This window comes from Rhodococcus xishaensis (assembly GCF_004011825.1).
Classification (GTDB): Bacteria; Actinomycetota; Actinomycetes; order Mycobacteriales; family Mycobacteriaceae; genus Prescottella; species Prescottella xishaensis.
Genome location: NZ_RKLO01000002.1, coordinates 57,045 through 79,433 on the forward strand (window position 1 = coordinate 57,045; position 22,389 = coordinate 79,433).

The 22,389-nt window shown below is 66.8% G+C and carries 20 protein-coding genes; 15 read left to right on the forward strand and 5 right to left on the reverse strand.

Annotation, left to right across the window (positions count from 1 at the left end; genetic code table 11):
- Positions 1 to 56: 56 nt before the first annotated feature.
- Together EGT50_RS04745 and EGT50_RS04750 are read left to right on the forward strand one after the other, a co-directional pair.
- Entirely contained in the window at positions 57 to 1,355 is a 1,299-nt protein-coding gene (locus EGT50_RS04745) for a lipase family protein (protein ID WP_235870589.1), read from the forward strand.
- 105 nt (positions 1,356 to 1,460) lie between these two features.
- Positions 1,461 to 2,759: a lipase family protein gene (locus tag EGT50_RS04750; protein ID WP_235870590.1), complete on the forward strand. Its 1,299-nt coding sequence runs from the start codon at positions 1,461 to 1,463 to the stop codon at positions 2,757 to 2,759.
- Between the two features lie 3 nt (positions 2,760 to 2,762).
- On the opposite strand, the gene EGT50_RS04755 is transcribed toward EGT50_RS04750, so the two are convergent.
- Positions 2,763 to 3,605 (reverse strand): HpcH/HpaI aldolase/citrate lyase family protein, encoded by an 843-nt coding sequence (locus tag EGT50_RS04755; protein WP_127951455.1) that lies wholly within the window; start codon positions 3,603 to 3,605, stop codon positions 2,763 to 2,765.
- 199 nt (positions 3,606 to 3,804) lie between these two features.
- Between EGT50_RS04755 and rlmN the strand changes: the two genes are divergently transcribed.
- Entirely contained in the window at positions 3,805 to 4,914 is a 1,110-nt protein-coding gene (gene rlmN, locus EGT50_RS04760) for a 23S rRNA (adenine(2503)-C(2))-methyltransferase RlmN (RefSeq protein ID WP_127952142.1), read from the forward strand.
- A 119-nt stretch (positions 4,915 to 5,033) separates the two neighbouring features.
- Here rlmN and EGT50_RS04765 read toward each other — a convergent pair whose 3' ends face one another.
- Entirely contained in the window at positions 5,034 to 5,303 is a 270-nt protein-coding gene (locus EGT50_RS04765) for a DUF2631 domain-containing protein (protein WP_127951456.1), read from the reverse strand.
- 142 nt (positions 5,304 to 5,445) lie between these two features.
- Between EGT50_RS04765 and dxr the strand changes: the two genes are divergently transcribed.
- The 4 genes from dxr to EGT50_RS04785 all read left to right on the forward strand — a co-directional run bounded on the left by dxr (position 5,446) and on the right by EGT50_RS04785 (position 10,020).
- Positions 5,446 to 6,603 (forward strand): 1-deoxy-D-xylulose-5-phosphate reductoisomerase, encoded by a 1,158-nt coding sequence (dxr, locus tag EGT50_RS04770; RefSeq protein WP_127951457.1) that lies wholly within the window; start codon positions 5,446 to 5,448, stop codon positions 6,601 to 6,603.
- A gap of 6 nt (positions 6,604 to 6,609) precedes the next feature.
- Complete coding sequence (locus tag EGT50_RS04775) at positions 6,610 to 7,842, forward strand: M50 family metallopeptidase (protein WP_127951458.1); 1,233 nt, start codon at positions 6,610 to 6,612, stop codon at positions 7,840 to 7,842.
- A gap of 61 nt (positions 7,843 to 7,903) precedes the next feature.
- Positions 7,904 to 9,058 carry a flavodoxin-dependent (E)-4-hydroxy-3-methylbut-2-enyl-diphosphate synthase gene (gene ispG, locus EGT50_RS04780; RefSeq protein WP_127951459.1) on the forward strand — a complete coding sequence of 385 codons (1,155 nt, stop codon included), beginning with the start codon at positions 7,904 to 7,906 and terminating at the stop codon, positions 9,056 to 9,058.
- Positions 9,059 to 9,183: 125 nt separating this feature from the next.
- Entirely contained in the window at positions 9,184 to 10,020 is an 837-nt protein-coding gene (locus EGT50_RS04785) for a GNAT family N-acetyltransferase (protein WP_127951460.1), read from the forward strand.
- A 6-nt stretch (positions 10,021 to 10,026) separates the two neighbouring features.
- On the opposite strand, the gene EGT50_RS04790 is transcribed toward EGT50_RS04785, so the two are convergent.
- Both EGT50_RS04790 and EGT50_RS04795 read right to left on the reverse strand, forming a co-directional pair.
- Positions 10,027 to 10,815, reverse strand: coding sequence for a prepilin peptidase (locus EGT50_RS04790; RefSeq protein ID WP_235870591.1), 789 nt, complete (start codon positions 10,813 to 10,815; stop codon positions 10,027 to 10,029).
- Positions 10,816 to 11,268: 453 nt separating this feature from the next.
- Complete coding sequence (locus EGT50_RS04795; RefSeq protein WP_127951461.1) at positions 11,269 to 11,586, reverse strand: hypothetical protein; 318 nt, start codon at positions 11,584 to 11,586, stop codon at positions 11,269 to 11,271.
- 233 nt (positions 11,587 to 11,819) lie between these two features.
- Between EGT50_RS04795 and map the strand changes: the two genes are divergently transcribed.
- The 4 genes from map (at position 11,820) to EGT50_RS04815 (ending at position 16,217) form a co-directional block, all read left to right on the forward strand.
- Entirely contained in the window at positions 11,820 to 12,677 is an 858-nt protein-coding gene (gene map / locus EGT50_RS04800) for a type I methionyl aminopeptidase (RefSeq protein WP_127951462.1), read from the forward strand.
- The gene (locus EGT50_RS04805; protein WP_127951463.1) at positions 12,677 to 14,290 is read left to right on the forward strand and encodes a cobyric acid synthase; all 1,614 of its coding nucleotides are present in this window, start codon (positions 12,677 to 12,679) and stop codon (positions 14,288 to 14,290) included. The genes map and EGT50_RS04805 overlap by 1 nt, the downstream gene beginning before the upstream one ends.
- A gap of 89 nt (positions 14,291 to 14,379) precedes the next feature.
- Complete coding sequence (locus tag EGT50_RS04810) at positions 14,380 to 15,609, forward strand: serine hydrolase domain-containing protein (protein ID WP_127951464.1); 1,230 nt, start codon at positions 14,380 to 14,382, stop codon at positions 15,607 to 15,609.
- 41 nt (positions 15,610 to 15,650) lie between these two features.
- Positions 15,651 to 16,217 carry an alpha/beta fold hydrolase gene (locus tag EGT50_RS04815; protein ID WP_127951465.1) on the forward strand — a complete coding sequence of 189 codons (567 nt, stop codon included), beginning with the start codon at positions 15,651 to 15,653 and terminating at the stop codon, positions 16,215 to 16,217.
- A 2-nt stretch (positions 16,218 to 16,219) separates the two neighbouring features.
- Here the strand turns inward: EGT50_RS04815 and EGT50_RS04820 are convergent, their stop codons facing one another.
- Positions 16,220 to 17,743 carry a SulP family inorganic anion transporter gene (locus EGT50_RS04820; RefSeq protein ID WP_127951466.1) on the reverse strand — a complete coding sequence of 508 codons (1,524 nt, stop codon included), beginning with the start codon at positions 17,741 to 17,743 and terminating at the stop codon, positions 16,220 to 16,222.
- A 482-nt stretch (positions 17,744 to 18,225) separates the two neighbouring features.
- On the opposite strand from EGT50_RS04820, the gene EGT50_RS04825 reads away from it, so the two are divergent.
- The 4 genes from EGT50_RS04825 (at position 18,226) to EGT50_RS04840 (ending at position 22,347) form a co-directional block, all read left to right on the forward strand.
- Positions 18,226 to 19,083, forward strand: coding sequence for a MetQ/NlpA family ABC transporter substrate-binding protein (locus EGT50_RS04825; RefSeq protein ID WP_235870592.1), 858 nt, complete (start codon positions 18,226 to 18,228; stop codon positions 19,081 to 19,083).
- A gap of 16 nt (positions 19,084 to 19,099) precedes the next feature.
- On the forward strand, positions 19,100 to 20,149 hold the full coding sequence (locus EGT50_RS04830; protein WP_127951467.1) for a methionine ABC transporter ATP-binding protein: 1,050 nt from the start codon (positions 19,100 to 19,102) through the stop codon (positions 20,147 to 20,149).
- The gene (locus EGT50_RS04835) at positions 20,146 to 20,814 is read left to right on the forward strand and encodes a methionine ABC transporter permease (protein ID WP_127951468.1); all 669 of its coding nucleotides are present in this window, start codon (positions 20,146 to 20,148) and stop codon (positions 20,812 to 20,814) included. Before EGT50_RS04830 ends, EGT50_RS04835 begins: the two co-directional genes overlap by 4 nt.
- 201 nt (positions 20,815 to 21,015) lie before the next feature.
- The gene (locus tag EGT50_RS04840; RefSeq protein ID WP_127951469.1) at positions 21,016 to 22,347 is read left to right on the forward strand and encodes a hypothetical protein; all 1,332 of its coding nucleotides are present in this window, start codon (positions 21,016 to 21,018) and stop codon (positions 22,345 to 22,347) included.
- Positions 22,348 to 22,389 lie beyond the last annotated feature (42 nt).

Genomic DNA, 22,389 nt, shown 5'->3' on the forward strand with positions numbered 1-22,389 from the left:
GTTCGTCATACCCGCGGTATTGACAACAGCCGCCCCCATCGTGTGATGTGTGTCACATGGCTATTCCGCGATGGGGTCAGGGAGCCGCTCTAGTGATGGGCGCATGTCTTGCGATCGTGAGCGCGGGCGCCGCGCCGGCCGCGCCGGCCGAGTCCGCACCGGCCGACTTCTACGCCGTGCCGACGCCCCTTCCCGCGGGCGCGCCCGGCGACGTGCTGAAGTCCGAGTCGTATCCGCCCGCGCTGGCCGTGCCCGACCAGGTCGGGCCGTGGCCGTCGGGTGCACAGCGAATCATGTACCGCAGCACGGATGCCCACGGGGAGGCCGTCGCGGTGACCGGAACCTACTTCGATGCGAGCGTGCCGTGGACGGAAGGCGGTCCCCGGCCGCTGGTCGTCCTCGCGCCCGGGACGCAGGGCCAGGGCGACCAGTGTGCACCGTCGAAGCTGTTCGCCGAGGTCGTCCACTACACCCCGCCGCTCGATTTTTCGGTGGAGTACGAGACCATTCAGGCGTATGCGCTGCTCTCTCGCGGTATGGATGTCGTCGTCACCGACTACGAGGGGCTCGGCACACCCGGGGTGCACTCGTACATCGATCGGCGCGCGGAGGGATACGCCGTACTCGATGCGGCGCGCGCGGTGACCAGGTTGCCCGGTAGCCGGATCGGCGACGACAGCCCGATCGGACTGTGGGGCTACTCGCAGGGCGGGGGAGCGGCCGCCTCCGCAGCCGAGTTGCAGGATTCGTACGCGCCCGAGCTGAACATCCGCGGCACGTACGCGGGCGGCCCGCCCGCAGACCTGCGGGCCGTGGCGTTGACAATAGACGGTTCGCTGGCCACAGGCTTTCTCGGATATTCGGTCAACTCCATCTACGCCGGTTACCCGCAAACCCGCGGGGAAATCGACGGAATACTCAGCCCGCACGGGCGTGAGGTACTCGACGACATCGCGACCCAATGCACTTCCGAGACGATTGCACGCTACGGACTGCACAGAACCTCGGAGTGGACGAGTGACGGCCGCTCCGTCGCCGAACTCATCGACGCGTTGCCGAACGTGCGTGCAGTCGTCGACGAGCAGCGCATCGGGCGTTTGACGCCTCGCAGTCCGGTCCTGATCGCGCAGGGCCGCAATGACGATCTTGTTCCCTACGGTCAGGCTCGGACGCTCGCCGACGACTGGTGCCGACTCGGTGCGACGGTCGAGTTCAGCACCCAGGAGATCCCACCGATCGCGCCCGGATTCGTCGTCGGGCACGTGCTGCCGGCGGGCACCGTGCTGCTGTACGCGCTCGACTGGATGACGGATCGATTCAATGGGGTTCCGGCGCCGTCGACCTGCAACGTGTGACGCTCAACGCAGCCCGAACACCTTGGCCAGGTGGGTGAGTTGCTTACGGGTTCGTGATACCTGCGGTATTGACAACACGTCTCCCCGTCATGTGATGTGAGCCACATGGCTATTCCGCGATGGGGGCAGGGAGCCGCTCTAGTGATGGGCGTCTGTCTTGCGATCGTGAGCGCGGGCGCCGCGCCGGCCGCGCCGGCTGAGTCCGCACCGGCCGACTTCTACGCCGTGCCGACGCCCCTTCCCGCGGGCGCGCCCGGCGACGTGCTGAAGTCCGAGTCGTATCCGCCCGCGCTGGCCGTGCCCGACCAGGTCGGGCCGTGGCCGTCGGGTGCACAGCGAATCATGTACCGCAGCACGGATGCCCACGGGGAGGCCGTCGCGGTGACCGGAACCTACTTCGATGCGAGCGTGCCGTGGACGGAAGGCGGTCCCCGGCCGCTGGTCGTCCTCGCGCCCGGGACGCAGGGCCAGGGCGACCAGTGTGCACCGTCGAAGCTGTTCGCCGAGGTCGTCCACTACACCCCGCCGCTCGATTTTTCGGTGGAGTACGAGACCATTCAGGCGTATGCGCTGCTCTCTCGCGGTATGGATGTCGTCGTCACCGACTACGAGGGGCTCGGCACACCCGGGGTGCACTCGTACGGCGACCGCCGCGCGCAGGGATACGCCGTACTCGATGCGGCGCGGGCGGTGACGAGGTTGCCCGGTAGCCGGATCGGCGACGACAACCCGATCGGTCTGTGGGGCTACTCGCAGGGCGGAGGAGCGACCGCCTCCGCAGCCGAGTTGCAGGATTCGTACGCACCCGAGCTGAACATCCGCGGCACGTACGCGGGCGGTGTGCCCGCAGACCTGCGGGCCGAGGCGGTAACGCTGGACGGTGGGCTGGGCATAGGTTTTCTCGGATATGCGGTCAACGCCATCTACGCCGGTTACCCGGAAACCCGCGGCGAGATCGACGGCGCAACGAGCCCTTACGGGCGTGAGGTACTCGACGACATCGCGACCCAGTGCGCCACCGAGACGATCGCACGCTACGGACTGCACCGGTCCTCGGAGTGGACGCGCGACGGCCGCTCCATCGCGGAACTCATCGACGCGCTGCCGAACGTGCGGGCTGTCGTCGACGAGCAGCGCATCGGGCGTTTGACGCCTCGCAGTCCGGTCCTGATCGCGCAGGGCCGCAATGACGATCTGGTTCCGTACGCGCAGGCTCGGACGCTCGCCGACGACTGGTGCCGACTCGGTGCGACGGTCGAGTTCAGCATCCAGGAGCTCCCGCCGATTGCGCCCGGACTCGCCGTCGGGCACGTGCTGCCGGCCGGCACCGTACTGCCGTACGCGCTCGACTGGATGACGGATCGATTCAATGGGGTTCCGGCGCCGTCGACCTGCAACGTGTGACGCTCAGCGCAGGCCGAACACCTTGGCCAGCTGGGTGAGTTTCTTCGCCTTCGCCAGCCGGGGGAGATCACTGCCGTCACGCACCCGTTCGCCATCGGCGCCGAGGTCGTCGATCACCTCCTGAGCCCAGGTGATTTCGTGGTTACTCGGGCTGAGTACTCGGTTGACGGTCTGTGCCTGATCGGGGTGCAGGCACAGTTTGCCAGTGAGTCCGAGCGAGACGGTCGCCTCGCAATCCCGTTGCAGGATGGTGTCATTCGCCGAGATGGTCGGTCCGTCGATCGGGCCGCCGGCAAGTCGTGCCGCGCGGCTGGTGATCACTAGCCGGGCCCGTGGGTAGGCCATGGCCATGGCGTCGTCGCTCATGCCGGTGTCGCGGCGGAAGTCCCCGCTGCCGAAGGCCATTCGGAAAGTGCCCTCCGCTCGGGCGATCTCGGGTGCCGCCTCGAGCCCCATCGCCGACTCGATCAGCGGGATGATCGGAGTTCCCTCCGTGAGCCGCTCGCGGGTCGACTCGACTTGGCCTCCGCTCTCGGTCTTGGCAAGCATCACCCCGGCCAGCCCGGGCAGCGAGGAGATCGCCTCGAGGTCGTCGGTCCAATGCGGCGTCGTCGCGTCGTTGATCCGCACCCAGGCGGTGCCCTCTCCGCTCAGCCACTCCACTACGGCCTGACGCGCACCGGGCTTGTCGTCGGGTGTGACGCCGTCCTCGAGGTCGATGATCGTTGCATCTACCTCGGTGCTGCGTCGAAAGTTGTCGGGTTTCGTGGCCGGGATCAGGAGCCAGGACCGGGCCAGGTCCGCGCGGACCTTGGAACCTGCAGGTCGCTGTGCGCTTGTCGTCACGGGGCAGCTCCTCATCTCGAAGGCGTACACGTGTCGTGACTTCCATCCTGCCCCGGTCGGCGTGGCGCAGCCACCCGCGTTGCCAGTGGTTGGTTGCGCACTGGCGCACGGTGCGCGCGCATCGGTGTGCCGCCGTTGCTGGCAAGGCGAGCAGAAGGGCGAAGACGGCAAATGGGAGAATCCAGGCACTATGGCTGCAATCTCCGGTTCCCTTCCCCTCGTCTTCAACGCGCCGCGCCGCGGAATGCCGCCGCGACACCTTGCTGACCTCGACGCCGACGAGCGCAAGGAGACGGTCAAGGAGCTGGGTCTGCCCGGGTTTCGCGCTGACCAGCTGGCCCGCCAGTACTACGGCCGACTCGAGGCCGATCCGGAGAAGATGACCGACCTTCCCGCCGCGATGCGCGATCAGGTTGGATCTGCCCTGTTCCCTCAGCTGCTCACCGTTGTCAGGCACGTAGTCTGCGACGCCGGACAGACCCGCAAGACGCTGTGGAAGGCGAACGACGGCACATTGCTCGAGAGTGTCCTGATGCGTTACCCGGATCGGGCGACCCTGTGCATCTCCAGCCAGGCCGGTTGCGGCATGGCCTGCCCGTTCTGCGCGACCGGCCAAGCTGGACTCAACCGAAACCTGTCGACGGCCGAGATCGTCGACCAGGTGCGCGCCGCCGCGGCAGCGCTGCGTGACGGTGAGGTGGAGGGCGGCCCCGGACGCCTGTCGAACATCGTCTTCATGGGCATGGGGGAGCCGCTCGCGAACTACAAGCGGGTCGTCGCGGCGGTTCGGCGGATCACGTCTGCGGCGCCGGACGGGCTGGGCATCTCACAGCGTGCCGTGACGGTCTCCACGGTCGGACTCGCGCCTGCGATCCGAAAGCTCGCCGATGAGGAAATGTCGGTTCGCCTGGCGGTGTCGCTGCACACCCCGGACGACGAACTCCGCGACACCCTGGTGCCGGTCAACAACCGCTGGCCAGTGGCCGAGGTACTCGACGCCGCGTGCTACTACGCCGACAAGTCCGGCCGTCGCGTGTCGATCGAGTACGCGCTGATCCGCGACATCAACGACCAGCCGTGGCGTGCCGACATGCTCGGGAAGAAGCTGCGCAAGGCGCTCGGGCCGCTGGTGCACGTCAACCTGATCCCGCTCAACCCCACCCCGGGCAGCAAGTGGGACGCCAGTCCCAAGCCGGTCGAGCGTGAGTTCGTCCGCCGCGTCCAGGCACAGGGCGTCTCGTGCACGGTCCGTGATACCCGCGGTCAGGAGATCGCGGCGGCCTGTGGGCAGTTGGCCGCGGAGAACTGACCGGGCGCTCCGCAGCGACGAAGGCCCCGCACCTTTCCATGGTGCGGGGCCTTTGCCGAAAGTATCGGCGTCGGACGTATGGGCGGTGTCGGCGCCGGATCTGTCGGTTGCCGGATCGACTACCGGGGCTTGCGCCGCAGAATCATGTCGCGCACCAGGGCCAAGACCATCAGGCCGGCGAAGCCGATGAGGAACCAGTCCTCGACCCGTCCCTCATGGTTGCCGATGATCATCAGCAGCAGGAAGCCCGCGAAGAACCAGCCGGCGAAACGGAACAGCCGCGGGGCCTCACCGCTCCAGCCCCATGCGGCCGAGGGCACCTCGGCGGTGTCGACGTGCCCGGCGACGACGGGGTCGTGCGAGGTGGGGTCCAGCTCCGTACCGGCCACGGTTCGATCCTCCTGATCTTGCGAATGCGCTATCTCCGCATATCGTGGCATACGACCGCGCGTCGTACGAAGCGGGGTCCCAGCGGCGTCGCGTACCCGCTCTGCTGTGATTCTCTCAGGTTCCATCAGGAACAATAGGAGCGTGGCAGACACTCAACCGACTCGCGTCCTGCTCTTGGGCAGTACCGGTTCCATCGGCACCCAGGCCCTCGAGATCATCGCCGCCAATCCCGACAGGTTCGAAGTAGTCGGGCTTGCGGCGGGTGGGAGGAACGTCGACCTGCTCGCTCGCCAGATCTGCGAGACCGGGGTGACCCGGGTCGCCGTGTCCGATGCGGTCGCCGCCGCCCAGCTGGATCTGCCGGGCGTGCTGTCCGGTTCCGGCGCGGTCACCGAACTGGTTCGGGAGACCGAGGCCGACGTCGTGCTGAACGCGCTCGTTGGCTCGCTCGGTCTCGAACCAACGCTCGCCGCACTCGCGTCGGGTGCCCGACTCGCGCTGGCGAACAAGGAGTCACTCGTCGCGGGTGGTCCGTTGGTGACTGCGGCCGCCGCACCGGGCCAGATCGTGCCGGTGGATTCCGAGCACTCGGCGCTCGCGCAGTGCTTGCTCGGCGGACGCGCGGAGGAGGTCGAACGGCTGATCCTCACCGCGTCCGGTGGGCCGTTCCGGGGTTGGACGGCAGAAGCGCTCGAGGACGTCACGCCTGAACAGGCCGGCGCGCATCCGACATGGTCCATGGGCCCGATGAACACTCTGAACTCGGCGTCGCTGGTGAACAAGGGCCTCGAGCTGATCGAGGCACATCTGCTGTACGGGATCGACTACGACCGGATCGACGTGACGGTTCATCCGCAGTCGATCGTGCACTCGATGGTCACCTTCGTCGACGGCTCGACGCTCGCGCAGGCCAGCCCGCCGGACATGAAGCTGCCGATCGCGCTCGCGCTCGGGTGGCCGAACCGGGTCCCGGGTGCGGCCCTCGCATGTGACTTCTCCACGGCGTCGACGTGGACGTTTGAACCACTGGACGCAACCGTGTTCCCGGCAGTAGACCTGGCCCGGCAGGCAGGCAAGGCGGGCGGCTGCATGACCGCGGTCTACAACGCCGCCAACGAGGTCGCCGCCGAGGCGTTCCTCGATGGGACGCTGCGGTTTCCCTCGATCGTCCGTACCGTCGAACGGGTTCTCGCGACAGGCGGGGAATGGTCGGCCCCTCCCGCCAACGTGGACGACGTCCTGGCAGCCGACGGATGGGCTCGAGCACGGGCGCGTGAACTTGTGAAGCAGGAGGGCTAGAACGCGATGGTTTTCGCTCTCGGGGTCACGCTGTTCGCCCTCGGCATCGGCTTGTCGATCGCGCTGCACGAGGCCGGTCACATGTGGAGCGCCAAGGCGCTCGGCATGAAGGTGCGCCGCTACTACATCGGGTTCGGCCCGAAGATCTTCTCGTTCCGTCGCGGCGAGACCGAGTACGGCCTCAAGGCCATCCCGGCGGGTGGCTTCTGCGATATCGCCGGCATGACCGCGATCGACGAACTCGCTCCCGACGAGGTCGACCGTGCGATGTACAAGCAGAAGGCGTGGAAGCGGATCGTCGTGATGTCGGCCGGCATCGCGATGAACTTCGCCCTCGGATTCGTGCTGATCATGGTGTTGGCCGTCGGCTGGGGTTTGCCGAACCCGGAGACCCGCGCCGTGGTGGAGAACACGGCGTGTGTGTCGCCGGCGCAGGCGGGCAAGGACGACGGCTACGCGCTCTCCGAGTGCTCGGGGGTCGGCCCGGCCGCTGAGGCCGGCATCCGCGCCGGCGACGTGATCACCGCGGTCAACGGCGAGGAGACGGCGACGTTCGGCGACCTCGTGGACGCGACACAGCCGCTGTCGGGGACGGCCGACTTCACCGTCGACCGGGACGGGCAGACGCTGGTGATCCCGGTGCAGATCCAGCAGGCGCAGCGCTGGGTGAATCCTCCGGGGTCCACCATGGAGGATCAGCTGCCGCCGGTGTCTGCGGAGGTGGGCGCAATCGGAGTCGGGGGGCCGCCGCGGACCGTGCAGTACGCGTTCTTGCCGGCTGTCCCGGCGAGTCTTTCCTTTACCGGTGACCTCTTCGTCCAGACCGCCCACGCGCTGACCCAGATGCCGGCCAAGGTTGCCGATCTGTGGACCGCGGTGACCGGTGGCGAGCGCGGGGTCGACACGCCGGTCAGCGTGGTGGGTGCCTCCGTCATCGGTGGCGAGTTTGCCGAACGAGGGATCTGGGAAGCGTTCGTCCTCCTGCTGGCGGTCCTGAACTTCTTCCTCGGCATGTTCAATCTGCTGCCGCTGTTGCCGCTCGACGGCGGCCACATCGCGGTCACGGTCTACGAGAAGATCCGCAACTCGATCCGGAAGGTGCGAGGCCTGGCGGCCGGTGCACCTGTCGACTACATGAAGCTGATGCCGCTCACCTATGTGTTCGTCGTCCTCGGTGGTGCGTACATGATCCTCGCCCTCACTGCCGACATCGTGAACCCGATCCAGCTGTTCCCGTGACCCATTTCCGGGAAGTGCCCGAACGATAGACTTGCTCCGAACCAACGAAAGAAGGCGAAACGTGACCAGCCCCGTCGGTTTGGGCATGCCCGAAGTTCCCGCCGTTCTTGCGCCCCGACGCAAGACGCGCCAGTTGATGGTCGGGGGCGTCGGCGTCGGCAGCGACTACCCGGTATCGGTGCAGTCGATGTGCACCACCAAGACGCACGACGTGAACGCGACACTGCAACAGATCGCCGAGCTGACGGCATCCGGATGCGACATCGTCCGGGTCGCCTGCCCGCGTCAAGAGGACGCGGACGCGCTCGCGACTATTGCGAAGAAGAGTCAGATCCCGGTGATCGCCGACATCCACTTCCAGCCGCGGTACATATTCGCTGCGATCGACGCCGGGTGCGCTGCGGTCCGCGTAAACCCCGGCAATATCAAGGAGTTCGACGGCCGCGTCAAGGAGGTCGCGAAAGCGGCCGGTGACGCCGGTATCCCGATCCGCATCGGCGTCAACGCCGGTTCGCTCGATCCACGCCTGATGCAGAAGTACGGCAAGGCCACACCGGAGGCGCTCGTCGAATCCGCGCTCTGGGAAGCGAGCCTGTTCGAGGAACACGGCTTCGGCGACATCAAGATCTCGGTCAAGCACAACGATCCCGTCGTCATGGTCGAGGCGTACCGGCAGCTCGCGGCGCAGTGCGACTACCCCTTGCATCTCGGTGTGACCGAGGCCGGCCCGGCATTCCAGGGGACGATCAAGTCGGCAGTCGCGTTCGGAGCGCTGCTGTCCGAGGGTATCGGCGACACGATCCGGGTCTCACTGTCGGCGCCGCCGGCCGAGGAGATCAAGGTCGGGACGCAGATCCTGCAATCGCTGAACCTGCGCCCACGAAAGCTCGAGATCGTCTCGTGCCCGTCGTGCGGGCGCGCGCAGGTCGATGTCTACACGCTCGCGAACGAGGTCACCGCGGGCCTCGAGGGCATGGAGGTCCCGCTGCGGGTTGCCGTCATGGGCTGCGTCGTCAACGGTCCCGGCGAAGCGCGTGAGGCGGACCTCGGTGTGGCGTCCGGCAACGGCAAGGGCCAGATCTTCGTCAAGGGCAAGGTCATCAAGACCGTTCCGGAGGCTCAGATCGTCGAGACGCTCATCGAGGAGGCAATGCGGATAGCGGAGGAAATGGAAGGTGGGGATGCGAGCGGAGAACCGGTTGTCACCGTCAGCTGAAATCTCCCCACCTCGGGGCCCTTCGTGGCAGTGTGGTTCCCGGATCGGGCGTGGCTAGGATCCGCTGACGGACCAGCGCGCAGAGCGGTCTCAACGAACGGGCACGGGGCGAAAGGGGTGCGTAAGTGCTCAAACTCCTCGGAGCGAGGCAGCTGGGAGGTCGGGACACCTCCCAGGTCTTGCGGGTGCTCGAAACCGATCCCGTCGCGGCGTGCATGGTCGCCGCCCGTGTCCAGCAGTCTGGTCTGGACCCGCGTGTGCTGCAGGGCGAGATGTGGAGCCGCGGAGGACCGGCGGAGTCGCTGTGTTTCGCTGGGGCAAACCTGATTCCACTGCTCGGTGACGTCGACGATCTTCGTGCGTTCGCCGACCGTGCCAGCCGGTTCCCTCGGATGTGCTCGTCCCTCGTAGGACGCGCCGAGTTGACGCTGCCGCTGTGGGACGTGCTCGAATCGGAGTGGGGTTCGGCGCGCGAGATCCGTTCGGAGCAACCGCTGCTCGCGCTCGATGTCCGCCCCAAGGTGCGGCCCGATCCGCATGTGCGTCAGGTCCGGATGGGGGAGATCGACATGTACCTGCCCGCCGCGATCGCAATGTTCATCGAAGAGGTCGGGATCGATCCGCAAGCCAGCGACGGTGGACGCAGCTACCGGCGGCGGGTGGCGAACCTCATCTCGTCCGGACGGGCGTGGGCCCGGTTCGAGGACGGCCAGGTGGTCTACAAGGCCGAGGTCGGTTCCATGTCCGCTGCTGTCGGGCAGATCCAGGGGGTATGGGTCGATCCAGCCCGTCGGGGTGAGGGATTGGGCGCTGCCGGAACGGCGGCCGTGGCGCAGGCCGTCATGGCACGAGGGCGGGTGGCGAGCCTCTATGTCAACAGCTACAACGAGCGGGCGCGACGAGCCTATGCACGGGTGGGATTCTCTCAGGTCGCGACGTTCGCCACCGTCCTGCTCGACTGACTCGTTTCAGGACCCCGTCCGCCAACTGAGATATGCACGCCCGAGTGGTTCCGCTGCGACCACGCCGACGAGTGCTGCGGCGATCATGTAGGGCCCGAACGGGATCGTCGTCCCGACGAGCGCGCGTCGGGTGATCAACAGCACGGCTCCTGCGACCGCCGCGAACACGAAGGCGAGTAGCGCCCCGAGCACGAAGGCGCCGTACGAAACGAAGGCGAGAACGGCGCCGACGACACCGGCGAGCTTGACGTCGCCCAAGCCCATGCCGGCCGGGTGGACGAGCGCGAGGGCGAGGTAGAACCCGAAGAGCGCTATCGCCCCGACCGCGGCCCGCAGTAGTGCCGGCCAGTCGTCCAGCACGGCCGCCGCGAGCGCCAGGAGAGCGAAGACGGCAGGATATGACGGCAGCACAAGGAAATTCGGCAGCCGTTTGCAGTCGATGTCGATCACGGTGAGTGCGACAGCGACGGTAGCGAAGTACCAGTAGGCCGGCAGCGCGGGGAGCAGGTCGAGAGACACCAAACGCACTGTCAGGACGACGAACAATGCCGCAGTGGATAATTCCACCGCCAACGGACGCAGGAGCTGGCGTCGCCCGCAGCGCGCGCATGTCCCGCGGTTCAGGAGGGTGTCGACGAAGGCGATGGGGAAGGGTGGACCCACCTGGCATCGGCAGCGCGGGTGGGAATCCGGTTGTGCTGTCTCGCGTTGCACCCGATCGATCGCACGGTTGGCGAGGGCGCCGGCGACGATGCCTGCCGCGGCGACCGCGATCAGAGGGGCGATGGTTGTCACCATCGTCAAGCTACCGGCAGGTTTTCGGTCGCGGGAAGATCGGGGTCAAGCGTCGGCCTGACCACCCATTCCGTGCCAGCGATGGCGGAATCCCGGGCACCGAAGCGAGGAATGGGTGCTCAGGCCCGGGTATGCAGCTGGGTCTCGAGTCGCGGATCTGCGTGAGCGACCTCGAGTCTCGCGAGATCCGCGGACACCACGAGGGTATACAGGTCGTCGATCCCGGTCGCGGCACACCACGATTGGTCGGTAGGCCACCAGAAGTTCGGTGTCCGCGAACGCACAGCACGCGGCTCGGCAGGCCGGGTCGCCCTGACAACCTGGTAGGAGAACCCTCGCGGATGTTCCTCCACTCGGGCGCATCCGCGGATTGGCCGGTCGAGGAATCCTCCCCACCCGGACCAGAACAGGCACCGTGGGCGGCGTCGTCGAAGTGTGAGTACACCGCGTCGATCAGCTCAACCGGTATCGACCCATCTCGGGAGATGCGTCGAACAGTCCGTCGTCGACGGGTGCGCACGGATCGTCGATCGTTTCGAAGGTCTCGCCGATAGTGAGGACGGTCCCCCGAGCCGCGGCAACTTTGGCCCAGGTGACCGGCTGCGCTGCGTCGTCGGGGCCGAGGTACGCCGGGTGCAGGATCTGCAGGACGTGCGGAAATAGATCTGCCAGCCACCCGCTTTCTGGCCAGGGATCAGGGTACGGGTAGGGCGCGAGCCACGTCGGGGAGTCGGCTGACGGGTCGCCCACCCATCCGATGGAACCGGGCACGGGTTCATTGTGCAGCATCGGCCTGAGCGCCCATTCCTTGCCAGTTGTCGCGGAATCCCGGGTATCGGAGCGAGGAATGGGGCGCTCGGGTCGGGAACGGTGCGGCACGTGCGATCTCAGGTCGTGTCCGAACTGCGTTGAACCTCCGCATTATCGGCCGTCCGGAAGGCGAGCGAATCTGAGCCGACCCTACGGGTCGACGCCCGTTCAGAGTGCCGGTCTACCCTGGTCTCATGTCTGTTCGCACTGCCCTCGTTCCCGGTACCGTCTCTCCTACCCTCGCGGTGCCCAAGGAGATCGAGCGGCCCGAGTACGCATGGAAGGCGACGGCCCGCGAGGGCAACGAGCCGTGGGTTCAGACGCCCGAGACCATCGAGAAGATGCAGGTGGCCGGCAAGATCGCCGCGCAGGCGCTCCAGGAGGCCGGCAAGGCGGTCGCGCCCGGCGTGACCACCGACGAACTGGACCGCACAGCGCACGAGTACATGTGCGACCACGGCGCCTACCCGTCGACGCTCGGCTATCGCGGCTTCCCGAAATCATGCTGCACGTCGCTCAACGAGGTCATCTGCCACGGTATCCCCGACTCGACCGTGATCCAGGACGGCGACATCGTCAACATCGACGTCACCGCCTACATCGGCGGCGTGCACGGCGATACCAACGCGACCTTCCTCGCGGGCGACGTCGCCGAGGAGAACCGCCTGCTGGTCGAGCGCACACGCGAGGCCACGCAGCGTGCAATCAAGGCGGTCAAACCGGGCCGCGAACTCAACGTGATCGGCCGCGTCATCGAGTCTTATGCCAACCGTTTCGGCTACGGCGTCGTGCGGGATTTCACCGGCCACGGCATCGGCGAGACCTTCCACAACGGCCTGGTGATCCTTCATTACGACCAGCCCAACGTCGACACCGTCATCGAACCGGGCATGGTCTTCACGATCGAACCGATGATCAATCTCGGCACGGTCGACTACGACATCTGGGAGGACGGCTGGACGGTCGTGACCAAGGACCGCAAGTGGACCGCCCAGTTCGAGCACACCATCGTCGTCACCGACGAGGGCGCCGAGATCCTCACGCTCCCGTAATGCCGGGGCCCGCCGCTGCCGTGACGCCGGGATCCTCCCCGGCCGTCAGCGGCGCCCTGCTGGTCGCGGGCACCACGTCCGACGCCGGCAAGAGCGTCCTCGTCGCGGGGCTGTGCCGGATGCTGGCCCGAAGGGGCGTGCGGGTAGCGCCGTTCAAGGCGCAGAACATGTCGAACAACTCCGTCGTAACCCTCGACGGCGGGGAGATCGGCCGGGCCCAGGCGTTGCAGGCGCGGGCATGCGGGCTCGAGCCGAGCGTGCGGTTCAACCCGGTGCTCCTCAAGCCTGGTGGTGACCGGACATCGCAACTGGTGGTCCGGGGCAAGGCGGTCACCACGGTCGGTGCCCGCGACTACATCACCCACCGCGAATGGCTGCGCGGGGTGGTCACCGACGAGCTCGCGGCGTTGCGCGACGAATTCGATGTCGTGATCTGCGAGGGAGCAGGCTCGCCCGCCGAGATCAACCTTCGGGCCACCGACCTGGCGAACATGGGTCTCGCGGAGGCCGCGCGGGTGCCGGTGATCATCGTCGGAGACATCGACCGTGGGGGAGTCCTGGCGCACCTGTTCGGCACCGTCGCAGTTCTCTCGCCGCGGGATCAGGCACTGATCGCCGGATTTGTAATCAACAAGTTCCGCGGCGACGTGAGTCTCCTCGGGCCGGGACTCGACCAACTGGAGGCGCTCACTGGTCGCCCTACCCTCGGGGTGATCCCGTTCGCCGATGGCTTGTGGCTCGACGCCGAGGACTCGCTGGGCGTCGTCAGCGACGCCCCCGTCGGCCGGCCCGAGCCGCCGGTCGGCGAGGAGTGGCTGCGGGTCGCCGCGATCCGGTTACCGCGCATCTCCAACTCCACCGACGTCGAGGCGCTCGCGTGCGAGCCGGGCGTCTCGGTGCACTGGGTCAGTGAGCCGTCGCGCCTGGCCGACGTCGACCTCGTCGTAGTTCCTGGTAGCAAGTCCACCGTCACCGACCTGGAGTGGTTGCGGCGCAGTGGAATCGCCGATGCGCTCGTCCGCCGCGCCGCGAAGGGAGGCGCCATCCTCGGCATCTGTGGCGGCTACCAGATGCTCGGAACGATGATTGACGACACTGTCGAATCCGACGCGGGTGCGGTGCCGGGGCTGGGTCTGCTCGACCTCGAGATCGAGTTCGCGGCCGATAAGGTGCTCGGACGGGTCGACGGCGACTCCGACGGAATCCCGCTGCACGGCTACGAGATCCACCACGGGCGCGTCCGACGCAACGGTGACGCCCCGCTGCTGTGTGCCGCCGATGGCAGCAAGGAGGGCAGCGTCCGGGGCAGTGTCCGGGGAACGCACTGGCACGGGTTGCTCGACAACGACCGCTACCGCCGCCGCTTCCTCGCCGAGGTGGCGGCGGACGCCGGCCGGGCCGGTTTCGTCGTCGCCTCCGACACCGACGTCAGGCGGGTCCGGGAGGCCCAGCTGGACCTGTTGGCTGACCTCGTCGAACAGCACCTCGACGTCGCCGCCGTCCTCTCGATTCTCGAGACTGGGGCACGTACAGGCCTGCCGACGATCGCGTCCTCGCTGGGCTCTACGCGCGAGACGATCAAGCGCGGGTTAACGGAAAGCAATGGTCAGTAGGGTGTTTCGCGGCTTTGGCGCGTGGCGGAGGTGTCCGGCCCTAGGATTCCTTACGTCACCGGCGACCGCGCCGACATGGAGGAAGCGACATGCGTGCTGCCTTGAGGAGAGCTTCGACGGTCCGACTGATCAGCGGAGTGGCGCTGTCCGCGCTCGTGATCGCGGGATGTACGTCGAGTGAGGAGACCGCGCCCGCGGATGCGACGTCCCCGACGGCCGCTATAGAGGACATCGACACCGATGCCCTGAACGGGCTCGTTGAAGACGTGGCTCGAGAGTTTCAGGTGCCCGGTGCCGTCGTGATCCTCAGGACCCCCGATGGCGCCCATACTGTGCAGTACGGCACCGGAACCCGAGATGAGGACGTCCCGGTGGACACCGTCGACCACATCCGCATCGGCTCCAACACCAAGACCATGACCGGCACGGTGATTCTGCAGCTTGTCCAGGAAGGCAAGATCGCGTTGACGGATCCGGTGTCGAAGTACCGCACGGACGTCCCGAACGGTGACAACATTACGATCGAGCAACTGCTCGACATGCGCAGCGGGCTCTTCAACTACACGGAGACCCCACAACTGAACGAGGCGCTCGACGACGACCCGCAGAGGCAGTGGCAGCCGGACGAACTCTTGGAGCTCGCGTTCGCGAATCCACCGTACTTTCCGCCGGGGCAGGGCTATCGGTACTCCAACACCAACACCGTGCTCCTCGGCCTCATCGCCGAGAGCCTGGACGACAAGCCGCTGCCGCAGATCTTCCAGTCGCGACTGTTCGGCCCGCTGGGATTGAGCCAAACCTCGTTTCCCGACATCGTCGACAGTTCACTCCCGGCGCCCCACCCGCAGGGCTACATGTATGGGACGAATATGCAGACTCTGACGAATCCGGCGCTACCCGAGGACATGCAGGCCGCTGCCGAGGCCGGCACGCTTGCTCCCAACGACGTCACCGACGTCAACCCGTCGTGGGGGTGGGCAGCCGGCGCCGCCATCTCCACCGCGAACGACCTTGTCACGTGGGTGCAGGACTTGGTGGGCGGTCAGCTGCTCAACGCGGACTTGCAGGCTGATCGTCTGGGCAGCGTGCAGCCCACCAGCGCGGATAGCGATGCTGCCGAATATGGTTGGGGCATTGCCAAACTCGGCCCGATGTACGGGCACGCCGGCGAGATTTCGGGATTCAATTCGTTCATGGGGCACGATCCCGACAACAACGTGACGCTGGTGGTGTGGACCAACCTGGCGGTCGCCGCGAACGGCCAGGGCCCGGCGACCACCATGGCGCGCGCGATCATCGACAGTATCTATCCCTCCTAACGGGCCGATTTCGTGACATGGGGCGCGTACCGTCTTCAGGCATGGAGTCGACGAGCGTTGCCGTGGGGAGCGGGACCGTGACGGTCCGTATCGGGGGTCCCGAGAGTCGGCACGCGGTGTTGCTGTTGCCCGACGCCGGCGACCCGGTAGACGTGTTCGACGCCGTCTGTGCACGATTGCACGATTCGGACCTGCGGACCGTCGCCGTCGAGAACATCTACGGACTCGATGAGGCGTCGGTGATCGCGCTACTCGACAAGCTGAAGTTGCCGTGGGTCAATCTCGTCGGTGCCGGCGCGGGGGCGGAACTCGCATGGCGGCTGGCAGCGAAGACGTTTGGACGGTTCGCGAGCCTCATCGTCGCCGACCGTGGTCATCCGGCCGTTCCCGATGTCGAGGGGGCCGTGCTCGACGCGGTGTGCCCCGCGGTCGAGTTGCCGACCACCGTCGTCGTAGGCAACGCCCTCGGACGCCCGAGCGCCGAGGCCAGCGGCCGGTACGCCTACTCGGAGTTCCGGATCGTCCAACTCGACGGCATCGAGAACGTCCCGGCGAAGGCGGCTGCGGAGTTGGCCAGCGAGATCGTGCTGCGGACCGGCTCCTGGTGACTTCAGTGGCCCTCGCCGAGGTGACCGGAGAGCCGCGCGTGGCGGTCTGCCGAGCCCACGTTTAGTCCGGTGAACTCGACGGATTTGCCGTGGGTCGCGTACTTCGCCTCTATGGCATCGAGAGTGGCGACCGTGGATGCGTCCCAGATGTGGGCTTCGGAGAAGTCGACAATCACGTGGGCTGGGTCACCGACATAGTCGAACTGGTAGATCAGATCGTTGCTCGAGGCGAAGAACAATTCGCCGCGCACGCGGTAGGTCCGGCTGTCGATCGTTCCGTCGTCGTCGATGTCGATCTCGGTGATTCGCTCGACCGCGGTGACGTGGGCGACACGGCGTGCAAACAGCACCATGGCGGTGATCACGCCGACGATCACTCCATATGCGAGGTTGTGGGTGACCACCGTGACGGCGACGGTCGCCAGCATGACGCCGGTCTCGCTGCGGGGCATACGCCGCAACGTCTTCGGGGAGATCGAATGCCAGTTCATGGTGCCGACGGACACCATGATCATGACCGCGACGAGCGCCGCCATCGGGATGAGTGCGACGATATCGCCGAGACCGACCACGAGGATCAGCAAGAAGACGCCGGCCAGGAAGGTAGAGATACGTGTTCGGGCGCCGGAGACCTTGACGTTGATCATGGTCTGCCCGATCATCGCGCATCCGCCCATGCCGCCGAAGAATCCGGTGACGAGGTTCGCCACACCCTGACCCCAGCCCTCACGGGTCTTGTCGGAGTGGGTGTCGGTGATGTCGTCGACGAGCTTGGCGGTCATCAACGATTCCAGCAGCCCCACCAGCGCTACGGCCAGTGCGTACGGGGCGATGATGCGCAGCGTTTCGAGGGTCAGGGGCACGTCGGGAATGAGCAGGGTGGGCAGGCTCGACGGAAGCTCACCCTCGTCGCCGACATTCGGGACGCCGAGTCCGAGGACGACCGTCGCCGCGGTCATCAGCACGATCGCGACCAGCGGTCCAGGAACCGCGGCGGTGATTTTGGGCAGGAACACCATGATGGCCAGACCGACCGCGACCATGGGATACACCAGCCATGGAACATCGATCAGATACGGCAGCTGCGCCGTGAAGATCAAGATCGCGAGTGCGTTGACGAACCCGACCATCACACTGCGGGGTATGAACCGCATCAGCCGCGCCACGCCTAGCACGGAGAGGACGATCTGGAGCACCCCGGCCAGGATCACCGTGGCGATCAGATAGTCGAGTCCGTGATCGCGCACAACAGGGGCAACCACCAGCGCGACGGCTCCGGTGGCGGCGGAAATCATCGCCCGGCGGCCGCCCACTATCGCGATCGTCACCGCCATCGTGAACGATGCGAACAGACCCACCCGGGGATCGACCCCGGCGATGATCGAGAAGGAGATCGCCTCCGGGATCAGTGCCAGTGCCACGACCAGGCCCGCGAGCACCTCGGTCCTGAGACGTTGAGGACTCCGCAGCGCCGCTAGCGTCGACCCGTCACGGGTACGACCCGCCTCGATTGCGACGTCCGTCATCGAACTCCATTCCAGTGAGGCAGAACACCTCGATCGTGTGTGTTCGGGTATCGGCACCGGGCAGAGGGCGTGTGTATTCGGTCATCGGTACCGGGCAGAGGGCATACGCCACCGAGCGGTGCACGCTACCTTCACGCCGGGCTGGGCGCAAAACGCCCTTCGTCGATCGTCGCCGGAAATGAATCTGCGACTTGAACTCTCCGTGCCCTCGCGCTAACCTGCATCGCCGACATGCCACACCCCCTGGGGTGTCGGTACATGATCTCGTCCGGGAAGGACTTCAATGCGCAGCCCTGCAACACCTGACGCCACGACGCTCATGCGTGGTCGCTGTTGTTGCATGCGTTGGCGCTGAGACGAGACAGCTTCGCGCGGCGGCACCTCAACGGCCGTCCCGCATCCTCCTGTGAACTTTCTCCCATCGGGCATCCAAATGTCGCAGCGCCTGTTGTCCTTCGTGCCCGGAGGGAAAGGACCCGCTCATGTCCACCGGAAGGTATCTCTCGATGTTTCTACGCCGCACCGCCGCACTCTCTGCCGCAGCACTGCTCAGCGTCGGCCTGGCCGCATGCTCGACCGGCAGCGACGGGGAGACGCTGATGATCTCCGCGTCGAGCACCCCGCACGTCGAGATCCTCGAGCACATCGTCGACTCCGGTGTTCTCGGTGACGTCAAGCTCGACATCAAGCCGGTCACCGGCGAGATCGACCCGAACGAGCTGCTCGTCGCCGGCGACGTTCAGGCCAACTTCTTCCAGCACGCCCCCTACCTGGAGGACTGGCAGAAGCAGAAGGGTGTGAGCGACCTCGTCTCCGTCGCCGACGTTCACCTCGAGCCGATGGGTCTGTACTCGGAGAAGGTCACGGCCGTCGACCAGATCGGCGACGGGGCGAGTATCGCGCTGCCGAAGGACACCACCAACTTCGCCCGCGGCCTATACCTGCTCGAGTCCGCCGGCCTGATCGAGATGGACAAGCCGTTCGATGACGCCGACCTGTCCGTCATCACCCAGGCGAACGTCAAGGCGAACCCGAAGAATCTGAAGTTCGTCGAGATCGAGCGCCCGCAGTTGGCCCGCAACCTGGACGACCCGCAGATCACCGCCGCGATCATCAACTCCAACTACGCGATCGAGGCCGGACTGATCCCCGCGGAGGACGCGCTGTTCTCGGAGGACGTCGAGGGCAACCCGTTCTCGAACCTGTTCGTCGTCCGTTCCGCCGACGCGAACGATCCTGGCGTGCAGGCGCTCGCCGAGGCGCTCGTCTCCCCGGAGACCGCTGCCTGGATCGAGGAGAACTACTCCGGTTCCGTGGTCCCGGTCCACCCAACCAACTGATGATCGCCACCAACTGATGATCAGTATCGAGAACCTGGTCAAGACCTTCCCCGCCGCTGGCGGAGTGGGGGAGGTCTCGGCTCTACGAGGGATCGATCTCGAGGTCGCCGAGGGGGAGATCTTCGGGATCGTAGGGCCGTCGGGTGCGGGCAAGTCCACCCTGCTGCGGTGTCTGAACCTGCTCGAGCGGCCCACCAGCGGCCGCATCGTGTTGCGGGGTGACGACCTCTCGCAGCTGACCGGGGCGGGTCTTCGTGCCGCGCGCCGCCGCATCGGCACCGTGTTCCAGCAGTTCAACCTGCTGCACGCGCGGAGTGTGCGCGCCAACATCGAGTTCCCGCTCGAGCTGGCCGGGCTCGACCGCAAGCAGCGGCGGGCACGCGCCGACGAGCTGATCGAACTCGTCGGCCTCGGAGGCAAAGAGAAGGCCTTCCCATCGCAGCTGTCCGGCGGACAGCAACAGCGAGTAGGCATCGCCCGCGCTCTCGCGTCCCAGCCGGACGTGTTGCTGTGCGACGAGGCGACCAGTGCTCTCGACCCTACGACCACCGACCAGGTGCTGGACCTGCTGGCCGAGCTCAACCGATCGATCGGCGTCACCGTCGTGCTCATCACACACGAACTCGGTGTGCTGCGTCGCATCTGCACCTCGGCGGCCCGGTTGGCGGACGGCCGGATCGCTGAAGCCGGCAGGATTCTCGACCTGGTGGGCGAACCCGGATCGGTGCTGGGAGACGCGATAGTTCCGGTCGGTGTCGGCCCGTCCGAGGGGGACGGCGCCGACACCGCTGTCGTCACAACGATCGGTGACGAGGCCCGCGGGCCATGGCTCGCGCAACTCGTCCGCAAGCTCGACGCCGACATCTCCGTCGACGGTGGGCGGGTCGAGCAGGTCGCCGGGGTCACCGTCGGCCGGCTGCGCCTGCGGTTCGGGCCCGGCGTGTCCCGTGCGGACGTCGACGCGTTCGTCGACGCCCAGCCGAATGTCACGCTGTCCTGGGGCGTCGGGGCCGGGGTCGACGGGTCGAGCTGGGCAGGCGCAGCAACCGGGGGTGTTGTCACATGAACAAGATGTCCTGGTACGACTCGCTCCCCGAGGTGTGGGAGGCGACGCAAGAGACCCTGTACATGGTGGGAATCTCGTTCGTGCTCACCGTCATCGGTGGTGTGCTCCTCGGCGTGGTGCTGCACGTGACCTCACCCAGCGGGTTGTGGCCGCAGCGCGTAGTCAACGCCGTACTCGGCGCGATCGTCAACGTCTTCCGCTCGCTGCCCTTCCTGATCCTGATGATCGCGCTGATCGGCGTAACCCGGTTGATCGTCGGCACCGCAATCGGCCCGGACGCGGCGATCGTGCCGTTGACCATCGGTGCGATCCCGTTCTACGCGCGTGTCGTCGAGGCTGCGCTGCGCGAGGTTCCCGTCGGACGCGTCGAGGCCGCCCAGGCGATGGGTGCGACCAACGGTCAGATCGTGCGGAAAGTGCTTCTGCCGGAATCGGTTTCTGCGCTGGTCGCCGGAGCGACACTGACAGTGGTGCTGCTCGTCGGCTATTCGGCAATGGCCGGCGTCATCGGTGGTGGCGGGCTCGGTGACTTCGCCATCGTCTACGGCTACCAGCGGTTCAACACGCCGGTGCTGCTGGTCGCGGTCGTCGTGCTCATCGTGATCGTGCAGGTCCTGCAGTCGATCGGCGACGGCATCGTGCGGGCGCTGGCGCACCGGAAGTAGGTTGCGAAGCACATTCCCTCGGTTGCGTCGCTACGGGCCGCCCGATCGTCGCGGCGTTGGCGGGCCTGTCGTTGCAGTATTTGCGCTCCGCGGTGGTTCAGGTCGGATGGCAGCGCAGCTGCCCGACCGCCAAGGTGGCTTTGGTAATACACGAGCCGCCGCGCCTGGTACGGTAGCCGACATGACTCGGCAGAAAGGCGCATGAGCGCCGATTCTCAGCGCAGATTCCTGCGCCCACACAGTGTGTTCTTCTCTTCCGGCTACGTATGGGTGGTCGATGCGACGCAACCGGTCGCGGCGTTGTTCGACCCATACACCGAGCGGTTCGCGCGCCTTGTGTCGTGGACCGACCTTCCTCCAGGCCCACAGGGTGCGAGGCAACGAGAGATCGTGGCCGACGCAGACGGTGTATGGGTGCAGAACCATCGAGACGGGCCGCTGGTGCGGGTCGGTGTCGATGGCATCCTCCATGCGGAGTTCACCCAAGGCCACAAACTGATCTGCGCCGGGCAGACCGGCGCATGGTGCTCCAGTAGTACGCGACGGCGTCGCGACATTGCATCCACACCCGACGTTCCACCGCGCCGCTCCCCGCGACCACCAACGTTGCTTGTTGCACGGCCCGAGGGCGGTACCCGCCGTGTCGTCATTGACGCTGCGGCGACGGTGTCGTTCGAGTTCGACGAGTCGTCGCTGTTCGTCGGGGTCGAGCACGATCCGTGGGAGCGGGTTCCGACGTCCGCGATGACAAGTCGTCTCGACGGAGCCGGCTTCGAGGTTCGGTACAGCTCCTCGGTGCTGCAGGTGCCGCTGGACGGAACGATCCCGGAGCGGATCGGACCCGACACGCATCCATGCCTGCAGGATCGCGCGGTCGAGTACACCAGCGAGTACGCCGACGTCACATACAACGAGGCGCACCGGCGTAAACGCGCCATGGACGCTGCGCTTCGTTGGCACTGGGGCACCGTCACGGCTCGCCGCGGCATCTCGATCGTGCGGGCGTACCGGCCCGACGCCTCGGTGCCCACGGCGGAAATCGATCTGCCCGGGATGCGAGTGACCGACGGCGCGACAGCGGCCGGACGGCTCTGGATGATCACCATGCCGGAAACCCGCACCGGGCCAAAGGATTCGGTGCTCACCGTAGGGGTGGACGGCAGGGTGCATCCGGTGCAGGCCGAGGGCATCGACATCACCGACCGGTGCTGGCCGGTAGGGCCCGAGCCGCTCGATCACGGCTCTTACGTGGCGCACTGCCTGCGCGGTCTGGACGGAGTGCGGTTCTCGGACGGTGTGGACGAGGTGTCCGCCACCTACGTCGGGCGGTGGCCCAACGGCCATGTCCAAGTCCGGTTCCGGCACGTCGACTACCCCGGCCTGACCCTGGTTGCGCGCCTGAGACTCTACGACGAGCAAGGCACTCGGCTGGACAACTTCCTCACCTACGTGCGGGCGGAACTGATGGAGCAGGCCGGCACCCGCGCGTATCCGCCGGCGTCGGATGCCGTCGGCGGAGTGCTGTACGTCTGAGCCCAGGCAACGTCTGGGTCCTCGCGCAGTCCCGGGGCCGAT

Coding starts and splice junctions, on each gene's coding strand:
- EGT50_RS04745 (WP_235870589.1), top strand. CDS start 57: ATGGCTATTCCGCGATGGGGTCAGGGAGCCGCTCTAGTGATGGGCGCA.
- EGT50_RS04750 (WP_235870590.1), top strand. CDS start 1,461: ATGGCTATTCCGCGATGGGGGCAGGGAGCCGCTCTAGTGATGGGCGTC.
- EGT50_RS04775 (WP_127951458.1), top strand. CDS start 6,610: ATGGTTTTCGCTCTCGGGGTCACGCTGTTCGCCCTCGGCATCGGCTTG.
- map (WP_127951462.1), top strand. CDS start 11,820: ATGTCTGTTCGCACTGCCCTCGTTCCCGGTACCGTCTCTCCTACCCTC.
- EGT50_RS04805 (WP_127951463.1), top strand. CDS start 12,677: ATGCCGGGGCCCGCCGCTGCCGTGACGCCGGGATCCTCCCCGGCCGTC.
- EGT50_RS04810 (WP_127951464.1), top strand. CDS start 14,380: ATGCGTGCTGCCTTGAGGAGAGCTTCGACGGTCCGACTGATCAGCGGA.
- EGT50_RS04815 (WP_127951465.1), top strand. CDS start 15,651: ATGGAGTCGACGAGCGTTGCCGTGGGGAGCGGGACCGTGACGGTCCGT.
- EGT50_RS04820 (WP_127951466.1), bottom strand. CDS start 17,743: ATGACGGACGTCGCAATCGAGGCGGGTCGTACCCGTGACGGGTCGACG.
- EGT50_RS04825 (WP_235870592.1), top strand. CDS start 18,226: ATGTCCACCGGAAGGTATCTCTCGATGTTTCTACGCCGCACCGCCGCA.
- EGT50_RS04830 (WP_127951467.1), top strand. CDS start 19,100: ATGATCAGTATCGAGAACCTGGTCAAGACCTTCCCCGCCGCTGGCGGA.
- EGT50_RS04835 (WP_127951468.1), top strand. CDS start 20,146: ATGAACAAGATGTCCTGGTACGACTCGCTCCCCGAGGTGTGGGAGGCG.
- EGT50_RS04840 (WP_127951469.1), top strand. CDS start 21,016: ATGAGCGCCGATTCTCAGCGCAGATTCCTGCGCCCACACAGTGTGTTC.